Source organism: Kosakonia cowanii JCM 10956 = DSM 18146, from assembly GCF_001975225.1.
Taxonomy (GTDB): Bacteria; Pseudomonadota; Gammaproteobacteria; order Enterobacterales; family Enterobacteriaceae; genus Kosakonia; species Kosakonia cowanii.
Window position 1 is genome coordinate 1,887,547 of record NZ_CP019445.1, and the last position, 21,005, is coordinate 1,908,551.

A 21,005-nucleotide genomic window follows, 5' to 3' on the forward strand; every position below is an offset into this window, starting at 1 on the left:
ACACCTTTGCAGGCCGCGGCAATCGTCGCGGCCTTGTTATTTTCTGAATTTCTCACGCCATCAACGATTGTTGCGGGCGATCGCAATGCTAACTTTCACGGCCCGCTATGATTTCGCCCTGCCATCCGTTGCGTAAAGGGCGGGGTTCTATATGTACAGGTACTTGTACGTGGGCTATAGTGTCTCGCGTAACAGAATCTGGGAGATGAATATGCAACATGTTAACTACACCGACGCCCGCCAGAACCTGGCCTCGCTGATGCAGCAGGCAAATGACGAGCTGGCACCGATCCTTGTCACCCGCAAAGGGGCTAAAAGCGTGGTGGTTATCGATGCCGAGGAGTTTGCCTCTATGCAAGAGACGCTTCATCTGTTCAGTAATCCGGTCAACGCCGCGCATATTGAGCGCAGCATCCAACAGGCGGAAAGCGGCGACCTACAGGAATATAAATTTGAATGACGCCCAGGATAACGCCGGAAGCGCAAGCTGATATAGATTTCTGGAAGCAGAACGACCCTAAGGTAAAGCAGAAGATTGATACCCTTGTCAGGGATGCGCTTGAGCACCCTTTTCAGGGGCTCGGAAAGCCGGAAGCGCTTAAGCACCATAAACCGCTCTGGTCGCGCCGCATCACCAAAGAGCATCGTCTCGTTTACTACATAAAAGATGACTCGCTGATTATCGTTTCTTGCCGCTACCACTACGTAAATCTTTAATGCCTGGCCTCGCTTTCGCGAGGCTTTTCTCTCTTTGCGCCGCACACTTTCCGCAAAGCGACTATCCTTATTAATCAGGTTCATCCAACAGAAGGAGTCACAAATGTCTTTAGAGAAAGTGGTTTACCGTGCTAAAGCGAAAGCAACCGGGGGACGCGATGGCCGTGCAACCTCCTCTGATGGTGTGCTGGATGTCAAACTGGGCGTACCGAAAGAGATGGGCGGCCCTGGCGGCGAAGTGACCAACCCGGAACAGCTTTTCGCAGCGGGCTACTCGGCCTGTTTCCTTGGCGCGCTAAAACACGTGGCGTCGACCGAGAAGAAGAAAGTGCCGCAGGATGCTTACATTGAAGGTCAGGTAGGCATTGGGCCGTTGCCGACCGGTTTTGGTATCGAAGCGCAGCTGGATATCCACCTGCCGGGCATGGATCACAAAGAAGCGGAAGAGCTGGTGCAAAAGGCGCATATTGTCTGCCCTTACTCCAATGCCACTCGCGGTAACATTGATGTAAAACTCAATGTAATTACCTCCTGATAACCCATCGCGGTTAACATTTTTTGTCATCGGCCATCTATTTTTTGTAAATATATGGCCGAATCTCATCTCCCATTGACACTTTTCTCTGCCGCTATGGTCTACTTAGCGCGCTTCAGAAGTTTCACGTATTAACTTCCTTCGCATTTTTTAGCCTGGCGCGTGAATGACTTTCGCTTTCAGGAGCTTTTTCCTCTTTTTTGAGTTGCTTGCATGAACTATATCAAAACGATAACCCAGCAGAAGTTGAGCTTCCTGCTTGCGTTGTATATCGGCCTGTTTATGAATAGCGCAGTGTTTTACCGTCGGTTCGATGGTTACGCGCACGCATTCACCCTGCTGAAAGGGCTCTCTGCTGCCGTGGAGCTGGTCGCGACCGTACTGGTCACCTTCTTCTTGCTGCGCGTCCTGTCGCTGTTTGGCCGACGCGTCTGGCGTATTCTGACTTCGCTGATTGTGGTCTTCTCGGCCGCCGCCAGCTACTACATGACTTTTCTCAACGTGGTGATTGGCTACGGCATTATCGCCTCGGTGATGACCACGGATATTGACCTCTCCAAAGAGGTGGTGGGCTGGCAGCTGTTCGTCTGGATCGTGGCAGTGAGCGCGCTCCCCCTGCTCTTTATCTGGCACAACCGCTGCCGCGACACCTTGCTGCGCCAGCTACGTCAGCCTGGCGCGCGCATTCGCAGCGCAGGGCTGGTGGTGTTAGCCGGGCTGCTGGTGTGGGGGCCGATTCGCCTGATGGATGTGCAGCAGAAGCAGACCGAGCGCGCTTCGGGCGTTGACCTGCCAAGCTACGGCGGCGTGGTTGCTAACTCCTATCTGCCCTCTAACTGGCTCTCTGCGCTGGGGCTCTATGCCTGGGCGCGCGTTGATGAGTCTTCAGATAACAGTTCATTGATGAACCCAGCGACGAAGTTTACCTACGTCGCGCCGAAGGATATTGATGATACCTGGGTGGTGTTTATCATCGGCGAGACCACGCGCTGGGACCATATGGGCATGCTCGGCTATGAACGAAACACGACGCCGAAGCTGGCGCAGGAGAAGAACCTCGTCGCCTTCCGCGGTTACTCGTGCGATACCGCGACGAAGCTCTCGTTGCGCTGTATGTTTGTGCGCGAAGGCGGGGCGGAGACCAACCCGCAGCGTACCCTGAAAGAGCAGAATATTTTCGCGGTGCTCAAGCAGCTTGGCTTCTCCAGCGATCTCTACGCCATGCAGAGCGAAATGTGGTTCTACAGCAACACCATGGCGGACAATATCGCCTACCGCGAGCAGATTGGCGCTGAGCCGCGCAACCGTGGCAAGCACGTTGACGATATGCTGCTGGTCGATGAGATGGACCGCTCGCTGGCGGATAACGCCAACGGTAAGCATATGATTATTCTCCACACCAAAGGGTCGCACTTTAACTATACCCAGCGTTACCCGCGCAGCTTTGCGCAGTGGAAACCGGAGTGCATGGGCGTCGATCGCAAGTGCAGTAAAGAGGAGATGATTAACTCTTTCGATAACTCGGTGACCTATGTCGATCACTTTATCGATAGCGTGATCGATAAGATGCGCGACCGCAAAGCGATTGTGTTTTACGCAGCGGATCACGGCGAATCGATCAATGAGCAGGAGCACCTGCACGGCACGCCGCGCCATATGGCACCGCCGGAGCAGTTCCGCGTGCCGATGATGGTGTGGATGTCTGATAAGTACCTTGAAGATCCGCAAAAGGCGCAGATGCTGGCGCAGCTTAAGCAGCAGGCGGCCTATAAAACGCCGCGCCGCCACGTTGAGCTGTACGACACCATTATGGGTTGCCTCGGTTATACCTCACCAGACGGTGGCATTAACGAGAACAATAACTGGTGCCGTTTGCCGGCGCAGGCCGCGAAGTAACGGCGCTGCTGGCTTTCTCGCCAGTCAGTTAGCTTTTTTCGATTAAAGGATTGACGGGGCATGTCGGCGGCAGTAAGATGCGCCCCGCATTCGGTGATTGGCGCAGCCTGGTAGCGCACTTCGTTCGGGACGAAGGGGTCGGAGGTTCGAATCCTCTATCACCGACCAAATTTGAAAACCCCGCCTCGGCGGGGTTTTTTGCATCTGAAGAAAAGAGGATGAGAACCTCCGGGGGTGGAGGTTCGACTCGAGCGCAGCGAGAGAACGTTGCGCAGCAACGGCCCGCAGGGCGAGCCACGCAGTGGCGAGTCATCCTCTATCACCGACCAAATTCAGAAAAACCCAACCGCAAGGTTGGGTTTTTTGCTTTCTGCGTCAGCACAATTGCCTGATGGCGGCTTCGCCTTATCAGGCCTACGCGATTCAGCAAAACCCTCAATTCCGTAGGCCGGATAAGCGTTCACGCGCCATCCGGCAAACCGACCATTCTGCAGCCAATCCATCCGTGAAAAACCAAAACCCGCTGAAACTCTCCTTATCCCTGCTTCCCGCTGCCTGACGGCTATTTTTTGCGATATTCCATCGTATTTATTTATATATCTAACGATCTTTTTTCGCGTTGCTTATGGATAAAGTCAGCATTTTGCGCTGTGCGTTTTAGCGTTCGCGGGATATACCGCTCAGATAATCATCATTGTGATAGAAATTTTTCATAATCTGCATGAATGTTAATCACTGGGTAAGGGCGCTTTATAAGGGGAATATTCTGCCTCCGCGCCCTTAGCATAAATTTCCCTGCTGAATATGGTGGCTTGAACTTTTTTTTAACTTTGTTTGCCGATTCTCACCGTCGTTGTAAATCCCGGTTACCTGTATTGACGTTTTGACATTCTGTTGACAGATTGTAGGGCATGAGGGGCATTTCATGGAGAATCTGTACTGCAACTCAGTCAACCTTGTGAAAGGAATCCCCATCTCTCATAACGCCTGCGGGCACAACCGACCAGACCGGGTAAAAAACTAAAAAAGGCCTGTCGGACATACCCACTGCATGGGTAACAACACATATCACATTGGAGCAGAATCAATGAGTATTTCCTTGAAGAAGTCAGGGATGCTGAAGCTCGGTCTTAGCCTGGTGGCCATGACCGTCGCGGCAAGCGTGCAGGCTAAAACCCTGGTTTATTGTTCTGAAGGTTCGCCCGAAGGCTTTAACCCACAGCTTTTCACCTCTGGTACCACTTACGATGCCAGCTCTGTGCCAATTTATAACCGTCTGGTTGAGTTCAAAACCGGCACCACGGAAGTGATTCCGGGTCTGGCGGAGAAGTGGGACATCAGCGAAGACGGCAAAACCTACACCTTCCACCTGCGCAAAGGCGTGAAATGGCAGGACAACAAAGAGTTCAAACCGACGCGTGAATTCAACGCCGATGACGTGGTGTTCTCTTTCGATCGCCAGAAAAATGCCCAGAACCCGTACCATAAAATCTCTGGCGGCAGCTACGAATACTTCGAAGGCATGGGTCTGCCGGATCTGATTAGCGAAGTGAAAAAAGTCGACGATCACACCGTGCAGTTCGTACTGACGCGCCCGGAATCGCCGTTCCTCGCTGACCTGGCAATGGACTTCGCCTCCATCCTCTCCAAAGAGTACGCGGACAACATGCTGAAAGCCGGCACGCCGGACAAAGTTGACCTCAACCCAATCGGTACCGGTCCGTTCCAGCTGCTGCAATACCAGAAAGACTCGCGCATTCTCTACAAAGCGTTTGAAGGCTTCTGGGGCACCAAGCCGAAGATTGATCGCCTGGTCTTCTCCATTACGCCGGATGCTTCCGTGCGTTACGCCAAATTGCAGAAAAACGAATGTCAGGTGATGCCGTACCCGAACCCGGCTGACATCGCGCGCATGAAGCAGGACAAAAACATTAACCTGATGGAGCAGGCTGGCCTGAACGTCGGTTACATGTCCTTCAACACCGAGAAAAAACCGTTTGATGATGTGAAAGTGCGTCAGGCGCTGACCTACGCGGTAAACAAAGAAGCGATCATCAAAGCGGTCTATCAGGGCGCGGGCGTTGCGGCGAAAAACCTGATTCCGCCGACCATGTGGGGCTATAACGACGACGTTAAAGACTACACTTACGATCCGGAGAAGGCGAAGCAGCTGCTGAAAGAAGCCGGTCATGAGAAGGGCTTCACCGTTGAACTGTGGGCGATGCCGGTACAGCGTCCGTACAACCCGAACGCGCGCCGTATGGCAGAGATGATCCAGTCTGACTGGGCGAAAGTGGGCGTACAGGCCAAAATCGTCACCTACGAGTGGGGCGAATACCTCAAGCGTGCGAAAGCGGGCGAGCACCAGGCCGTTATGATGGGCTGGACCGGCGACAACGGGGATCCGGATAACTTCTTCGCCACCCTGTTCAGCTGCGCAGCAGCAAAAGATGGCTCCAACTACTCGCGCTGGTGCTACAAGCCGTTTGAAGATCTGATTCAGCCGGCGCGCGCCACTGACGATCACAACAAGCGTATTGAGCTCTACAAACAAGCGCAGGTAGTGATGCATGACCAGGCTCCGGCGCTGATCGTCGCGCACTCCACCGTCTATGAGCCAGTGCGTAAAGAAGTGAAAGGCTATGTGGTTGATCCATTAGGCAAACACCACTTCGAAAACGTCTCTGTCGAATAATAAGTAAAATGCCTGACTTCCCCCTCTTCGCTGGGAGAGGGGGAAAGGTCTGTTCCCTCTTGTGATGAGAGTGGAAATACATTTGTGAGCAATACAGACGTGCCGTCGCCAGGCGTCGCGTCACTACTGAGAATCCGGGTTATGTTGCAGTTCATCCTCCGACGTCTGGGGTTAGTTATCCCGACGTTTATCGGTATCACCCTTCTCACCTTTGCCTTTGTTCATATGATCCCCGGCGATCCGGTGATGATCATGGCGGGTGAGCGTGGTATCTCCCCTGAGCGTCACGCTCAGTTGCTGGCCGAGCTCGGTCTCGACAAGCCGCTGTGGGAACAGTATGTCCACTATGTGTGGGGCGTATTGCACGGCGATTTAGGTCTCTCATTGAAGAGCCGTCTTCCGGTGTGGGACGAATTCGTACCGCGCTTTAAAGCCACGCTGGAGCTGGGCGTCTGCGCGATGATCTTCGCCGTTGCCGTCGGCATTCCGGTGGGCGTACTCGCTGCGGTCAAACGCGGCTCCATCTTCGATCACACCGCGGTGAGCATTGCGCTGACCGGCTACTCCATGCCGATCTTCTGGTGGGGCATGATGCTGATTATGCTGGTCTCGGTGCAGCTAAACCTGACGCCGGTCTCCGGGCGCGTCAGCGATATGGTGTTCCTCGATGACACCAACCCGTTAACCGGCTTTATGCTGATCGACACCGCCATCTGGGGCGAAGAGGGCAACTTTATTGATGCCGTCGCGCACATGATCCTACCGGCCGTCGTGCTCGGCACCATTCCGCTGGCGGTGATTGTGCGTATGACGCGCTCCTCGATGCTGGAAGTGCTGGGCGAAGACTATATCCGCACCGCGCGCGCCAAAGGGCTGACCCGTATGCGGGTGATTATCGTCCACGCGCTGCGCAACGCGATGCTGCCGGTGGTAACGGTTATCGGTCTGCAAGTCGGCACCATGCTGGCGGGCGCGATCCTGACCGAAACCATCTTCTCCTGGCCGGGCCTTGGCCGCTGGCTGATTGATGCACTGCAACGCCGCGATTATCCGGTGGTGCAGGGTGGGGTGCTGCTGGTCGCGACGATGATTATCCTCGTCAACCTGCTGGTCGACCTGCTGTACGGCGTGGTGAACCCGCGTATTCGGCATAAGAAGTAAGGGGCCATCATGTCACAAGTTACTGAAAATAAAGTTGTCTCTGCACCGGTGCCAATGACGCCGCTGCAGGAGTTCTGGCACTACTTCAAACGCAACAAAGGCGCGGTAGTCGGCCTGGCCTACGTGGTGGTGATGTTGATTATCGCCATCTTCGCCAACTTCATCGCGCCGCATAACCCGGCGGATCAGTTCCGCGATGCGCTGCTGGCACCGCCGGTCTGGCAGGATGGCGGCACCTGGACGCATATCCTCGGCACCGACGATGTGGGTCGCGACACGCTGTCGCGCCTGATGTTCGGCGCGCGCCTCTCGCTGCTGGTTGGCTGCCTCGTGGTGGCACTGTCGCTGGTCGCCGGGATTATCCTCGGCCTGGTGGCGGGCTACTTTGGCGGGCTTATCGACAACATCATCATGCGCGTCGTCGATATCATGCTGGCACTGCCGAGCCTGCTGCTGGCGCTGGTACTGGTGGCGATCTTCGGCCCGTCGATAGTTAACGCCTCGCTGGCATTAACCTTTGTCGCCCTGCCGCACTATGTGCGTCTGACGCGCGCCGCCGTGCTGGTGGAGGTGAACCGCGATTATGTGACTGCTTCCCGCGTGGCGGGTGCAGGCGCGATGCGCCAAATGTTCGTCAATATTTTCCCGAACTGCCTTGCGCCGCTGATTGTTCAGGCGTCGCTCGGCTTCTCCAACGCCATTCTCGATATGGCCGCCCTTGGCTTCCTCGGCATGGGTGCGCAGCCGCCAACACCGGAGTGGGGCACCATGCTCTCCGACGTGTTGCAGTTCGCACAGAGTGCCTGGTGGGTCGTGACCTTCCCGGGTCTGGCGATCCTGCTGACGGTGCTGGCATTTAACCTGATGGGTGACGGACTGCGTGATGCGCTCGACCCCAAACTGAAGCAGTAAGAGGTTCGAGATGGCGTTATTAAATGTAGATAAATTATCGGTGCACTTCGGCGACGTTGGTGCCGAGTTCCGCGCCGTAGACCGCATTAGCTACAGCGTAAATCAGGGCGAAGTGATCGGCATCGTCGGCGAGTCCGGCTCCGGTAAATCGGTCAGCTCGCTGGCGATCATGGGGCTGATTGATTTCCCCGGCCGCGTCATGGCAGAGAAGCTGGAGTTTAACGGTCAGGATTTAAAACGGATTTCGGAAAAAGAGCGCCGCAGCCTGGTCGGCTCGGAAGTGGCGATGATTTTCCAGGATCCGATGACCAGCCTTAACCCCTGCTACACCGTCGGTTTCCAGATTATGGAAGCGATCAAAGTGCATCAGGGCGGCAATAAGAAAACCCGCCGCCAGCGGGCGATCGACCTGCTCAACCAGGTCGGTATTCCCGACCCGGCTTCGCGGCTGGACGTTTACCCGCACCAGCTTTCGGGCGGTATGAGCCAGCGCGTGATGATCGCGATGGCGATTGCCTGCCAGCCGAAGCTGCTGATTGCCGATGAACCGACCACTGCGTTGGACGTTACCATTCAGGCGCAGATCATCGAACTGCTGCTGGAGTTGCAGCAGCAAAAGAACATGGCGCTGATCCTGATTACGCACGATCTGGCGCTGGTGGCGGAAGCGGCGCACAAAATCATCGTCATGTATGCAGGCCAGGTGGTGGAAGCGGGCGAATCGCGGGATATCTTCCGCGCGCCGCGTCACCCGTACACCCAGGCGCTGCTGCGCGCGCTGCCGGAGTTTGCCCAGGACAAAGCGCGTCTGGCGTCGCTGCCGGGCGTAGTACCGGGGAAATATGACCGCCCGAGCGGCTGTCTGCTCAACCCGCGCTGCCCCTATGCGACGGACAAATGCCGCGTCGATGAGCCGGATCTGAACACCGTCGACGGCGGCCGCCAGTCCAAATGTCACTACCCACTCGATGATGCCGGGAGGCCGAATTATGAGTACGCATGAGGCCACTTCGCAGCAGCCGCTGTTGCAGGCGATCGACCTGAAAAAACACTACCCGGTGAAGAAGGGCTTTTTCGCCCCGGAGCGCCTGGTTAAAGCGCTGGACGGCGTCTCGTTTTCGCTGGAGCGCGGTAAAACTCTGGCGGTGGTCGGCGAGTCCGGCTGCGGTAAATCAACGCTTGGCCGCCTGCTGACGATGATTGAAACACCGACCGGCGGCGAGCTGTACTACCAGGGCCAGGATCTGCTCAAGCACGATCCGCAGGCGCAGAAGCTGCGTCGGCAGAAAATCCAGATCGTCTTTCAGAACCCCTATGGCTCGCTGAACCCGCGTAAAAAAGTGGGGCAGATCCTCGAAGAGCCGCTGTTGATTAACAGCTCCCTCAGCAGAGAGGCGCGCCGCGAGAAAGCGCTGGCGATGATGGCGAAAGTGGGGCTGAAAACCGAGCACTACGACCGCTACCCGCATATGTTCTCCGGCGGTCAGCGTCAGCGTATTGCTATCGCCCGTGGCCTCATGCTCGACCCGGACGTGGTGATTGCCGATGAACCGGTCTCCGCGCTCGACGTCTCCGTGCGTGCGCAGGTGCTGAACCTGATGATGGATCTGCAGCAGGATTTAGGGCTCTCCTACGTCTTTATTTCGCACGACCTGTCGGTGGTGGAGCACATTGCCGATGAAGTCATGGTGATGTATCTCGGCCGCTGCGTGGAGAAGGGCAGCAAAGAGCAGATCTTTGCCAACCCGCGCCACCCTTACACCCAGGCGCTGCTCTCCGCGACGCCGCGGCTTAACCCGGACGATCGCCGCGAGCGCATTAAGCTCACCGGCGAGCTGCCGAGCCCGCTCAACCCGCCGCCGGGCTGTGCCTTTAATGCCCGTTGTAGCCGGCGCTTCGGCCCCTGCACGCAGTTGCAGCCGCAGTTGAAGGATTACAATGGTCAGCTGGTGGCCTGTTTTGCGGTGGATAAGGATGAGAATCGCGAGATTCCACAGGTGTAGGTTGATTTGTAGGCCGGATAAGGCGAAGCCGCCATCCGGCAATGGGGCTTGCATGGGGCATTGGTGGAAGGGTTCCGTTCCATAGGCCGGATAAGCGTTTTACGCGCCATTCGGCAATGAGATTACCTCAGTGGAATGGTTCCGTTCACCAGGCGCTGGGGAGTTTCATTAACCATTTATGCGGTGAACGGGACAAGGGGAGCGGCCGCGCTCCCCTTGTCAATCCCCGCGGCCCCGCAAGGAAATCGGTGCTGCGCACTGCGCTCACCTCCCGCGCGCCTGACTGCGGCCGGCTCGACTCGACTTACTCGCCCCTACGGGACTCGTCCATGTCTCGGTTCGCCTCTGTCCGCCATCCATGGCGTCCAGACCTTGTCATTCCCGCTCCGGTTCGCCGATTTCAGCGGGGACACAACCCCTCGCTGTCATATTGCAGATAAAAACAAAGTCAGTGTCGCTGTAGGCTCGTTTTTGTAGGCCGGATAAGGCGCAGCCGCCATCCGGCAATCGGTGCCGCGGCGATAATGCCGGATGGCGCTAACGCTTATCCGGCCTACACGGTTTCAGTAGCTCGGATTACGTAGGCCGGATAAGGCGCAGCCGCCATCCGGCAATGGTGCGGCGGAGAAAATGCCTGATGGCGCTTCGCTTATCAGGCCTACGCGGTTTCAGAAGCTCTTCGTGCTGCATTATTCTGTTTATGCTCTTTTCTCGCGCCTAACCGCTGTTTAAATAATCTGATTTGCCTTTGGTGTTCGTATAAATATCGCACGTCTATTTATTGGCAGCGATTAACGCTGTAACCCCTCTTCGCGCTTAAAAAAAAAGATGCAAACAGCAGCATTGTTTATATATTTAGTGCCAGTTAAAGCGCGAATTAGCACCACTAAAATTAATAGCGCAACCGCAGGCCGCAGGTCATCGCCGTTTCATTCACCTGTACCCTCATAAACAGTACCGCCAATAAAAACACATTCATCACCCTACGCGTGGCAGAAGAGCCTCTCCTGCTGGTGGGGAGTATTCGTTTATTGCGTAAATCACGGATTTAACCATGAAGCATTATGATGATTTGCAGAGATTCAGGGAGAAGAGCGGCAAACAGCATCACGCCTTCAAAGACCTCTCTACCCAATCCCTTGCCGCCGACCAGGGTAACTGGGCGATCCTCAACCAGCTCGCGCCCGCCGATGAAAATGCCGGGCTGGCGCTGGGCGGGCATGTGGCCTCTTCTGTTCCACAACCTGTTGATATCGAGCGCTTCGCTTCAGAAGCACAAATGATGCCCCCGCCAATCCGCGACACCGCGATCGCCAGCCAACCCGAAAGCGCGCCAGCACAGCGCCCGGCCGCACCGCCGCAGCGTGACGTCAGCATTCATTATGAGCAGCTGTTTGCCGCGAAACCCGCGCAAACTAAACCGCGCAGCCAGAAAAACCAGCCTCTACAACCGTTGCTAGAAAGGATTGCCGCATGCCGCTGATTTGTGTCTGCTCGCCGAAAGGTGGGACAGGGAAAACGACCCTCGCGGCGAACCTCGCCTATGCGCTGGCCCGCAACGGCAGCAAAGTGCTGGCGCTCGATTTCGACGTGCAAAACAGCCTGCGCCTGCACTTCGGCGTGCCGCTCTCCGACACACGCGGCTATGTCGCCCGCGCTGCGGATGCCTCCGACTGGAGCCAGTTTGTCCTCACCGCCGGCGGCAATATTTTTGTCCTGCCCTATGGCGATGCCACCGACGCGCAGCGCTGCGACTTTGAAGAGCGCCTCACCCATGATGAGCACTTCCTCACCCGTGGGCTGAACACGCTGCTTAACTACCCGGGGCTGATTATTGTCGCCGACTTCCCGACAGGCCCCTCAGCGGCGTTAACCGCCCTGTCGCGCCAGGCCGATCTGCACCTGATTCCGTTGCTGGCAGATAGCGCCTCGCTCTCACTGCTGCCGCAGATTGAAAACCACCGCCTCACCGGAGATGTGCTGAACCAGAAAGCGGGCCACTTTGTGGTGCTCAACCAGAGCGATAATCGCCGCCAAATCAGCCGTGATGTCACCGCATTTATGGAGCAGCGCCTCGGCAACCAGTTGCTCGGCGTGCTGCACCGCGACGAAAGCGTGGTGGAAGCCAACGCTTCACAGCAGTCGGTGTTCGACTTCAGCCCGGCTTCGGCTGCGGCATTTGATATTGAGCTTATCGCCAAACGCGCCGCTGGCATGCTGGGCGTCAACATTGGCGACGGCACGCTGCACAGCTCGCCGCGCATGTCGGGGCTTTAAGCGTCAGGACAACTATGAAAAAAATCCTCTCTCTCCTGCTGGCGCTGGTTATGCTGCCGCTCGCCCTGTTGGTGATCATCACGCCGATGGACAGCCAGAAGCAGTATATTTTTGGTCTCATCAGCATCGGCGCGCTGTTTATTGCGGGCACTATCAGTAAAAAGCGCAGCGTCTCGCTGGTGATGGTGGCGATGTCGGTGCTGCTCTCCACCCGCTACATGTACTTTCGCCTGACCCAGACGCTGCACTTCAACTCGGAAATTGAAACGCTGCTCGGCATGGGGCTGTTTCTGGCCGAAGTCTATGTCTGGGTGATGCTGCTGCTCAGCTACCTGCAAACCGCCTGGCCGCTGAAGCGCGACATTGTGCCGCTGCCGGATGACACCAGCCTGTGGCCAACGGTCGATGTCTATATCCCCTCCTATAACGAGCCGCTGGAGGTGGTGCGCGACACGGTGCTGGCGGCGCAGTGCCTCGACTACCCGCGTGACAAACTGAAGATCTACCTACTCGACGATGGTAAACGCAGCGAGTTCGCGGTGTTTGCCGCCGATGTCGGCGTCGGCTACATCACGCGCAATGACAATGCCCATGCGAAGGCGGGCAACCTCAACCATGCGATGAAGCTGACCCACGGCGAGTTAATTTGTGTTTTTGACTGCGACCACGTGGCGACGCGCATCTTTTTACAGGCTACCGTCGGCGGTTTCCTGCAAGATCCGAAACTGGCGCTGGTGCAGACGCCGCACTACTTCTACTCGCCGGATCCGTTCGAGCGTAATCTCTCGGTCGGGCGCAATATTCCCAACGAAGGGGCACTCTTCTATGGCCCAATCCAGCAGGGGAATGACAACTGGAACGCCACCTTTTTTTGCGGCTCCTGCGCCGTGATTCGCCGCAGCGCGCTCGATCAGATTGGCGGCTTTGCGGTCGAAACTGTGACCGAAGATGCCCACACCGCGCTGAAGTTGCAGCGTCTTGGCTGGGGCTCGGCGTTTATTGATATCCCGCTGGCAGCGGGGCTGGCGACGGAGCGGCTGGTGCTGCATGTTATTCAGCGTACCCGCTGGGCGCGCGGCATGACGCAGATCTTCCGTCTCGACAACCCGCTGCTCGGGCGCGGGCTGACGCTGCAACAGCGGCTCTGCTACTTGAGCGCGATGCTCTATTACCAGTTTGCCCTGCCGCGCATCGCCTTCTTAACCGCGCCGCTGGCCTACTTGCTCTTTAACCTCAACATCATTCACTCCTCGGCGAGCCTGATTTTCGCCTACGCGCTGCCGCACCTCTTTCTCGCGGTGTATGTTAACTCGCGGCTGAATGGGCGCTTTCGCTACAGCTTCTGGGGCGAGATTTACGACTTGGTGCTCGCCTTCCACATTGTGCTGCCGACGGCGGTCACCATGCTGTTTCCGAAACGCGGCAAATTCAACGTCACCGACAAGGGTGGCCTGCTTAACGTCGGCTACTTCGACTTCAGCGTGGTGCGCCCGCACCTGATTATCGCCCTGCTGCTTGGCGCAGGGGTGATTGCCGGGATTGTCCGCGCTTGCGCCCACGACTACTTCGGCGTCGATCCGCGCGTGATTGCCCTCAACGTCGGCTGGGGGTTATACAGCCTCATCTTCCTGCTGGCGGCGATTGCGGTGGCGCGCGAAACGCGGCAAACCCGTAAAACCATCCGCATTGAGGTCGAAATCCCGGTGCTGATCCACTACGCCAGCGGCATTGTCTCCCGCAGCCAGACGGCGGATCTGTCGATGGGTGGTTGCCGCATTGTCGCGCCGGACGATCGTCACTTAAAGGATGAGATCGAGGAGATCGAACTGCTGCTGCACTCCGGGGCGATTGCCCTGCCGGTACAGACCGTCGCCAGCGATGAGAGCGCCATCCGATTGATGTTCAATGATATTCCGCTGGCGCGCCGCCGCGAACTGGTGCGCGTGGTGCTGGCGCGTGCCGATGCGTGGATCCACCCGCCGAAACCGCAGGACAACCCGTTCCGCTCGATGTTGACCATTGTGCGCTGCGTTTTTGACCTCTTCTGGCTCACCTGGCGTTCGCGACGCGAAAACCGCCGCCTGCGCGGCGAAAAAGCGCAGGAGGAGGGCCGGGTATGAAACGTCTCACCTTATTAACCCTGCTGGCCAGCGCGCTGGTCACCGCGCCGCTGCACAGCGAGCCGACCTCCGTTGACGCGCTGCTGCCTGCGGTCTCCGCCTTTGCCCCCTCGCGCGTCGAAAGCGTGTCGCTGGCGCAGATGGGCCAGCCGCAGGGCCTGACGCTTAGCGGCGGCCAGTTCCAGGGCGGCGTCGATTTCACCCTGCCGGTCGATCAGGTAGTCACTAACGCGCGGCTGGCGCTGAACCTGAAAATCTCCCCGGCGCTGGCGGCGGCTAACGCCACGCTGCAACTGATGCTGAACGGGCAACCGCTCGGCACCGTGCCGCTGAGCGCCGTTGAGGGCGATACCGCCCGCTACCAGCTTGATGTTCCGGCGGCGCTGATGGTCTCCAGCAATAACCTCAGCTTCAAAATCAACGGCGGTGACGCCGCGCAGTGCCAGCGCGATGCCGACACCAAAAGGTATGTGACCATTCTGCCGGACTCGCGCTTTGAGCTGGAGGGGCAGCAGCTCGATATTGGTGCCGATCTCAGCCACTTCCCGCGCCCCTTTTTCGACAGCATGCAGATGACACCTGCCGCCATCGCCATCGCTTTTTCGGCGAAACTGAGTCCTGATGCCCTTAGCGCCGGAGCGCTGATTGCCTCATGGTTAGGCATTCAGGCCGATTATCGCGGCGTCGCCTTTGCCGCTTACCACGACCGGCTGCCGGAGAAGAACGGCATTCTGATTGGTCACCCAGGCGAGCAGATCGGCGGCCTGATGCTGCCGCAGAGCCAACAGCCGCTGCTGAAGATCATCGATAACCCGGCTAACCCGGTCTATAAGCTGTTGCTGGTGGTGGGCAAAGATGATGAAGCGCTGCGGGCGGCGGCCTGGCGGCTGACGCGCGGCGAGTTCAATGCGCAAACGGCTGCCACAGAAGTCGCCGCGCAGAAGCTGCCGCTGAGCCAGCCCTATGATGCGCCGCGCTGGATCGCCACCGATCGTCCGGTGATGCTCTCAGAACTGATCCGCAAGGATCAAAACCTGACCGCCACTGGCATCTGGCACCCGTCGTTACAGGTTGCGTTTCGCGCCGCGCCGGATCTCTTTTTGTGGGATGGCGAGACCATTCCGCTGCATATCGGTTACCGCTTCCCGACCGAGAACTGGATCGATGAAGAGCGCTCGTGGCTGAGCATGACGCTCAACAACACCTTCCTGCACAACCTGCCGGTGAACAAGCAGGGCGCGCTGGAGAAGCTGTGGCACAAGCTCGGTGGCGATGCCCGCCAGGAGCAGTTTGATATGCCACTTGAGCCTTACATGATCTATGGCGACAACCAGCTCTCCCTCTACTTCAATATCGTGCCGAAGACGGATGCGCCGTGCAGCACCTTGCTGAACAACAACATCAAGAGCCGCATTGACGAGCATTCGTGGATCGATCTCAGCCATACGCGCCACTTCGCGCTGCTGCCCAATCTCTCCTACTTCGTCGGCGCCTCATTCCCCTTCACCCGGCTGGCGGATTACGCCGAAACGGTGCTGATGCTGCCGTCCGCGCCGAGCGAAACGCAACTCGCAACGCTGCTGGATATGGCGGCGCGCGCCGGTAACGCCACCGGCACGGCATTAACCCATAACCGCGTGCTGCTTGGCATGCCGTCCGGCGGCGAGGCACGTGAGCTGCTGGAGAAGCGCGATGTGCTGGCGATCAGCGGCATGGATCAGCATGAGTTTAACCGTGCGCTGCTCGCTGACTCACCTTTCACCGCCCATGACAGCACGCTCGGCGTACGTAAACCCAGCGCATGGCAGAAGGCGCAGCGCTGGATGACCGGCGACTGGGCCGCCGACGGGCTGGAGGCGGATCGCTACTTCTCCTCCAACGAAGCGTGGCGCGGTTTTGTCAGCTTCCGTTCGCCGTGGAGCAGCAAACGGCTGGTGGTGCTGGCGCTCGGCAGCAGTGACGCCCAGCTGGCGCAACTGCATGACGATCTCTCCTCGGCGACCATCAACGCCGGGATTCGCGGCGATGCGGCGATCATCACCGATGAGAACGGCGTGCGCAGTTTCCGCGTCGGCGAGCAGTTCCCGAGCGGCGAGATGCCGCCGCAGATGATGATTATCTGGTATGCCAACCAGCACTCGGCGCTGCTGGCGCTGCTCGGCCTGCTGCTGGGCGCGCTGGTGGGCGGGCTGCTCTACCGCACCCTGAAACAGCGCGAGCGTAAACGACTCAACCCGGAGAAGCAGAAATGAAAAAGATCACCGCGTTATTTTGCCTCTCCGGCGCGCTCAGCTTCGCGGCGCTCGGCCAGGCGCAGGCCGCGTCTAACCCGGCGGCGCTAAAAGCGCTGTTTGATCAGGCCAACTACTGGCATGAGAAATCCCATGACGATCTGGCGACGGCGTCGCTACAAAAGGTGTTGATGGTCGATGCCAACAACACCCAGGCGCTCTACCTACTGGCGCTGTGGGCGCAGCAAAATGGCGATCTGAAAAGCGCTGCGCAGTGGCGCGCGCGGCTGGTACAAACCGCCCCGGCCGATGGCAGCCTGCAAGCACTCGATAACGCCAACGCGCTGGCGCAGGTGCCGCAGGGGCAGCTAACCCTCGCGCGGCAGCAGGCGCGCAGCGGCAATATTCCGGCGGCGCTGGAGACCTGGCACGGCCTGTTTAACGGCGATACGCCGCCGCAGAGCCTGGCGCCGGAGTATTACCTCACCATGGCGAGCGACAAAAGCCTCTACCCGCAGGCGCTGGCGCAGCTGCGCGCGTTGGTTGAGCAACATCCGCAGGATAACGCTGCGCGCATCGCGCTCGGCAAACTGCTCACCTGGCAGGAGGCGACGCGGCGCGAAGGGATGCTGGCGCTGGAGCCGATGGCAGGCGGCAGCAAAGAGGCTGACGAGGGGCTGCGTCAGGCGCTGTTATGGCTCGCGCCGCAGGCGGGCGATGAGCGCTTCTACGACACCTGGTTGCAGCGTCATCCGGACGACAGCGAAATGCAGGCCTGGTATCGCAAAAGCATCGGCGGGCGGGCGAAGGGCGCAGGCTTTGAGGCGCTGAACAGCGGCGACAGCAGCGCGGCCAAGCGCCAGTTTGCCCAGGTGCTGCAAACCAACCCACAGGATGCCGACGCGCTGGCGGGCATGGGTTATATCGCCCAGCGCAACGGTGATTACCAGGCGGCGGCGCAGTATCTGAGCCGGGCAGCAAGCCAGGGCGGCGACGCTTCTGACGAGCGCCGGGCGCAGGCGGAAGATGCCGCCTTTTACGGCCAGCTGGCGCAGGCGCAGCAGGCGCTGAAAGAGGGGAACCTCAGCCAGGCGCTGGCGATCTCCGCGCCGCTGGCAGAGCAGAACGGCGATCGCGGCACGGCGGCGAAGCTGTTTCGTGCCGATGTCTTGCGCCAGAACAAAGATTACCCACAGGCGGAGCAGGCGCTGCGCGGCGTGCTGAATAGCGAACCGCAAAACGCTCCGGCGCGGGAAAACCTCTACTACGTGTTACGTGAGCAGAACAAAACCGCCGAGGCGCAAACTATTCTGCGCACCTTGCCCGCCACGCTACAGGCAAAGCTGCAACCGCGCACGGTAAGCGGCACGCCGGGCGATCCGCTGCGCCGCGAAGCGCAACAGCTGGCGGCAAGCGGCAACCGCGAGCAGGCGATTGCCGTGCTGCGCCAGGGCGTGGCGCGCTTACCGGATGATGGCTGGCTGCGTCTCGATCTGGCGCGTCTGCTGGTGCAGGCCGGGCAGGAGAACGAGGCGGCGAATGTGATGCTGCCCGCGCAGCGTCAGGGTGCAGGGGCCAGCGCGTTCTATGCCGCTGCGCTGTTCGCCAGTGAGCAGGGCGGCTGGCAGCAGGCCAGCGCGTTGCTGGGGCGCATTTCGCCAGCCAGCCAGACGACGCAGATGCGCGAGCTGGCGCAGCGGGCCAACTACAACTTACAGATGATCACCGCCGAGCGCTATCTGGCGCAGGGCAATATGACCGCTGCCGCCAATACCCTGAAAGCGCTGGCGCAAACCTCGCCCGCCAGCCCCGTCGATGCCGGAAAACTGGCGCGCATGCTGGCGCGCAGCGGCGATCTCACCTCGGCGGTGGCGCTGGTGCGCGGCAATATGCGCCAGGGCGTGCAGGGCAACGCCGGGGATTATGCCGATCAGATTGCCGTGCTCAACCAGGCGGGACTCAACGCCGAAGCGCAGACATTTGTCGAAAGCCCCGAGATGCAGGCGCGCAGCACGCCAGCGCAGCTTGCCGGGGTACGCAATGGCTATGTCATCAACGAGGCCGACAGGCTGCGCGAGCAGGGGAACTACGCCGCGGCGTACGACACGCTGATCCGCGCGTTGCAAAACGACCCGCAGAACACCGATTTGATGTTCGCGATGGGGCGCCTGTACCAGTCCGGCAAGATGAACAAAGAGGCGGGCGTGCTCTATGACTACCTGATGACCCGCGACAGCGACGATCAGGCGGCACGCGTCGGCGCGATTGATGTCGCGCTGGCAGAGAACAACGTCGAGAAAGCGCAAACCCTCGCCAGCGGCCTGCGCAGCGGCAGCTCGCCGGACCGCCTGCTGTTACTGGCGCGGCTGGAGGAGGCGAAAGGCAACCACCAGCAGGCGATGACCTATTTACGCAGCGCGCGCGGCAAGCTGGTCGGGCTGGAGGAGAGCAACGGCACCGGCACGCCAACCCTTGGCGGCGTGCTGCTGGCGGATAACCCCTTCACCACCACCAGTAAAACACCGTCCCCTTACGGGCAAGCTATGCCGTGGCAGGTGGCGCAGACGGCGCGCGAGCCGGGTAGCCAACTGCCGGGTACCGCACGCACCGATCTGCCGATCGAGACCACGCAAAGCCGCACCCTGCGCCAGGTGGACGAGATGATGCAGCAGATGAACGAGAAAACCGGCATGTGGTTGCAGGGCGGGGTGGCGATCCGCGGGCGCGATGGCGAGACGGGCACCAGCAAGCTGACGGAGGCGAAAGCACCGCTTACCTGGTCCAGCTCGCCGTTTGGCGAGTCGCGCTTTGAGTTGACCGCCACGCCGGTTTCCCTTAGTTCCGGCAGCGCGTCGGGTGATGCCTGGCGGCGCTACGGCAGTAACCCTCTGGCGGATGCGGCGACCAATCTGGCGACTTCCATTAAAACGGCGAACAGTTCAACCGCCACTGACGGCAGCGATAAGTTCACCGACCTGGCCCGTTACGCCGACGCCGGGAAACTATCACCCTTTACCACAGAGGGTTTCGACAACCTCAGCACGCTGCTCGGCTCAAGCCGTTTACAGAGTCTGAGCGAGTCGACCTATAAGAAAAATTATAACGATCCGATCCGCGCCTCGACCGATGCGCAGAACGGCAATGGCGTTGAGCTGAACATGGCGCTGAGCGGCGAAGGCTATAAGTTCGATATCGGCACCACGCCGCTGGGGGAAGATCTCAGCACGCTGGTGGGCGGCGTGAAGTGGTCGCCGAAGCTGACCAACTACCTGACGCTGATCCTTACCGGCGAACGCCGCGCGGTGACCGACAGCCTGCTCTCCTACGTCGGCTTGCAGGATAAGTTCTCCGGCGAGCGCTGGGGACGGGTGACCAAAAACGGCGGCAGTGCGCAACTGAGCTACGATGATGGCGATGCCGGGTTCTACGTCGGCGGCGGTGGCTACAGCTATCTCGGCGAAAACGTGGCCAGCAACAGCAGCCTCAACGCAAACGCCGGGGTCTATTTACGCCCGTGGCATGATGATTTCCGCCAGCTACAGACCGGGCTGAGCATTAGCTGGATGGATTACGCGAAAAACCTCAGCTACTTCACCTTCGGCCAGGGCGGTTACTTCAGCCCGCAGAACTATGTCAGCGTCTCGCTGCCGGTGGACTTCACGCAGAAGATCGATAACTGGAGAGTGCGCCTCGGCGGCGCGGTGGGGTATCAATCCTACACCCAGGATAAGAGCGACTACTTCCCGACCTCTCCGCAGGCGCAGGGGATGCTGGAGCAACTGGCGGCGCTCGGCTTTATCAAAGAGGCGCAGTATCGTGGCTCGTCGCAAAACGGCATTGGCTACAACTTCCGCGCCGGGCTGGATTACAACGTGAACAAAAATATGTCGGTGGGTGGCAACGTCGGGTACGACACCTTCGGCAGTTATAACGAAAGCACCGCAGGCCTCTGGCTGCGGTATATGTTGGGAGAGAAATAATGACCACCAACCTGTCCCCTGAACTGGCCTGGCATCAGCAACAGCAGACGCCGCCGGGCTGGTTTGATCTGCTTAGCGTGATGGTCGATGGCATGGTGAGAAACGTCGGCGAAGCGCAGAGCCTGCCGTTTTTGCGCCAGATGGGCGAGACGCTGGCCATGCAGACGCCGCTTATGGCATCAACTACCGTTGGTGAGCTGGAAGCGGCGATCAACGCCAGGCTTGCCGCCTTCAACTGGGGCGTGATTGATATTGAGGCCAGCGACAGCGGGATGACTTTTCGCCACCGCGCGCTGCCCGTCGCCCGCGATGAGGCGCAGCAGACGCGCTGGTGTCACGCCTTTTGCGCCGTGCTTGAAGGGCTTTATGGCCGCTGGATGCAGGATCAGGGCGGCGATGCGCGCCTCGTGTTTAGCCGGGAAGCACTCTATTCTGTCTCGGATGTTCTCTTTCGCTACGCCAACCCAGAGTGAGACTC

The 21,005-nt window shown here is 59.0% G+C and carries 15 protein-coding genes, 1 tRNA gene and 1 other RNA gene; all 17 read left to right on the forward strand.

Annotation, left to right across the window (positions count from 1 at the left end):
* Positions 1-205: 205 nt before the first annotated feature.
* The gene (locus tag BWI95_RS08765) at positions 206-460 is read left to right on the forward strand and encodes a type II toxin-antitoxin system Phd/YefM family antitoxin (protein ID WP_232045137.1); all 255 of its coding nucleotides are present in this window, start codon (positions 206-208) and stop codon (positions 458-460) included.
* On the forward strand, positions 457-717 hold the full coding sequence (locus tag BWI95_RS08770) for a Txe/YoeB family addiction module toxin (RefSeq protein ID WP_054802690.1): 261 nt from the start codon (positions 457-459) through the stop codon (positions 715-717). The genes BWI95_RS08765 and BWI95_RS08770 overlap by 4 nt, the downstream gene beginning before the upstream one ends.
* Before the next feature lie 103 nt (positions 718-820).
* Complete coding sequence (locus tag BWI95_RS08775) at positions 821-1,252, forward strand: organic hydroperoxide resistance protein (RefSeq protein ID WP_042718589.1); 432 nt, start codon at positions 821-823, stop codon at positions 1,250-1,252.
* Between the two features lie 213 nt (positions 1,253-1,465).
* A complete protein-coding gene (gene eptB / locus BWI95_RS08780) occupies positions 1,466-3,148 on the forward strand; it encodes a kdo(2)-lipid A phosphoethanolamine 7''-transferase (protein ID WP_054802689.1) in 1,683 nt (560 codons plus the stop codon).
* Between the two features lie 91 nt (positions 3,149-3,239).
* Positions 3,240-3,316, forward strand: a tRNA-Pro gene (locus tag BWI95_RS08785).
* A 29-nt stretch (positions 3,317-3,345) separates the two neighbouring features.
* A non-coding RNA gene (locus tag BWI95_RS08790) (RtT sRNA) lies at positions 3,346-3,477 on the forward strand.
* A 758-nt stretch (positions 3,478-4,235) separates the two neighbouring features.
* On the forward strand, positions 4,236-5,843 hold the full coding sequence (dppA, locus tag BWI95_RS08800; protein WP_042713259.1) for a dipeptide ABC transporter periplasmic-binding protein DppA: 1,608 nt from the start codon (positions 4,236-4,238) through the stop codon (positions 5,841-5,843).
* Positions 5,844-5,984: 141 nt separating this feature from the next.
* Entirely contained in the window at positions 5,985-7,004 is a 1,020-nt protein-coding gene (dppB, locus tag BWI95_RS08805; protein ID WP_042713258.1) for a dipeptide ABC transporter permease DppB, read from the forward strand.
* Between the two features lie 9 nt (positions 7,005-7,013).
* A complete protein-coding gene (gene dppC, locus BWI95_RS08810) occupies positions 7,014-7,916 on the forward strand; it encodes a dipeptide ABC transporter permease DppC (RefSeq protein WP_054802687.1) in 903 nt (300 codons plus the stop codon).
* A 10-nt stretch (positions 7,917-7,926) separates the two neighbouring features.
* Positions 7,927-8,919, forward strand: a complete 993-nt coding sequence (gene dppD / locus BWI95_RS08815; protein ID WP_042713256.1) for a dipeptide ABC transporter ATP-binding protein — start codon at positions 7,927-7,929, stop codon at positions 8,917-8,919.
* Positions 8,906-9,919 carry a dipeptide ABC transporter ATP-binding subunit DppF gene (gene dppF / locus BWI95_RS08820; protein WP_042713255.1) on the forward strand — a complete coding sequence of 338 codons (1,014 nt, stop codon included), beginning with the start codon at positions 8,906-8,908 and terminating at the stop codon, positions 9,917-9,919. Before dppD ends, dppF begins: the two co-directional genes overlap by 14 nt.
* Positions 9,920-10,973: 1,054 nt before the next feature.
* Positions 10,974-11,402, forward strand: coding sequence for a cellulose biosynthesis protein BcsO (bcsO, locus tag BWI95_RS08825; protein ID WP_054802686.1), 429 nt, complete (start codon positions 10,974-10,976; stop codon positions 11,400-11,402).
* A complete protein-coding gene (gene bcsQ, locus BWI95_RS08830; protein ID WP_054802685.1) occupies positions 11,393-12,196 on the forward strand; it encodes a cellulose biosynthesis protein BcsQ in 804 nt (267 codons plus the stop codon). Before bcsO ends, bcsQ begins: the two co-directional genes overlap by 10 nt.
* Positions 12,197-12,210: 14 nt before the next feature.
* Positions 12,211-14,316 carry a UDP-forming cellulose synthase catalytic subunit gene (gene bcsA / locus BWI95_RS08835; RefSeq protein ID WP_076769348.1) on the forward strand — a complete coding sequence of 702 codons (2,106 nt, stop codon included), beginning with the start codon at positions 12,211-12,213 and terminating at the stop codon, positions 14,314-14,316.
* Positions 14,313-16,568, forward strand: a complete 2,256-nt coding sequence (gene bcsB, locus BWI95_RS08840; protein ID WP_076769349.1) for a cellulose biosynthesis cyclic di-GMP-binding regulatory protein BcsB — start codon at positions 14,313-14,315, stop codon at positions 16,566-16,568. The genes bcsA and bcsB overlap by 4 nt, the downstream gene beginning before the upstream one ends.
* On the forward strand, positions 16,565-20,527 hold the full coding sequence (locus BWI95_RS08845) for a cellulose biosynthesis protein BcsC (protein WP_076769350.1): 3,963 nt from the start codon (positions 16,565-16,567) through the stop codon (positions 20,525-20,527). The genes bcsB and BWI95_RS08845 overlap by 4 nt, the downstream gene beginning before the upstream one ends.
* Positions 20,524-21,000 carry a cellulose biosynthesis protein BcsD gene (gene bcsD / locus BWI95_RS08850; RefSeq protein ID WP_415859155.1) on the forward strand — a complete coding sequence of 159 codons (477 nt, stop codon included), beginning with the start codon at positions 20,524-20,526 and terminating at the stop codon, positions 20,998-21,000. The genes BWI95_RS08845 and bcsD overlap by 4 nt, the downstream gene beginning before the upstream one ends.
* The last annotated feature ends 5 nt before the right edge of the window (positions 21,001-21,005 follow it).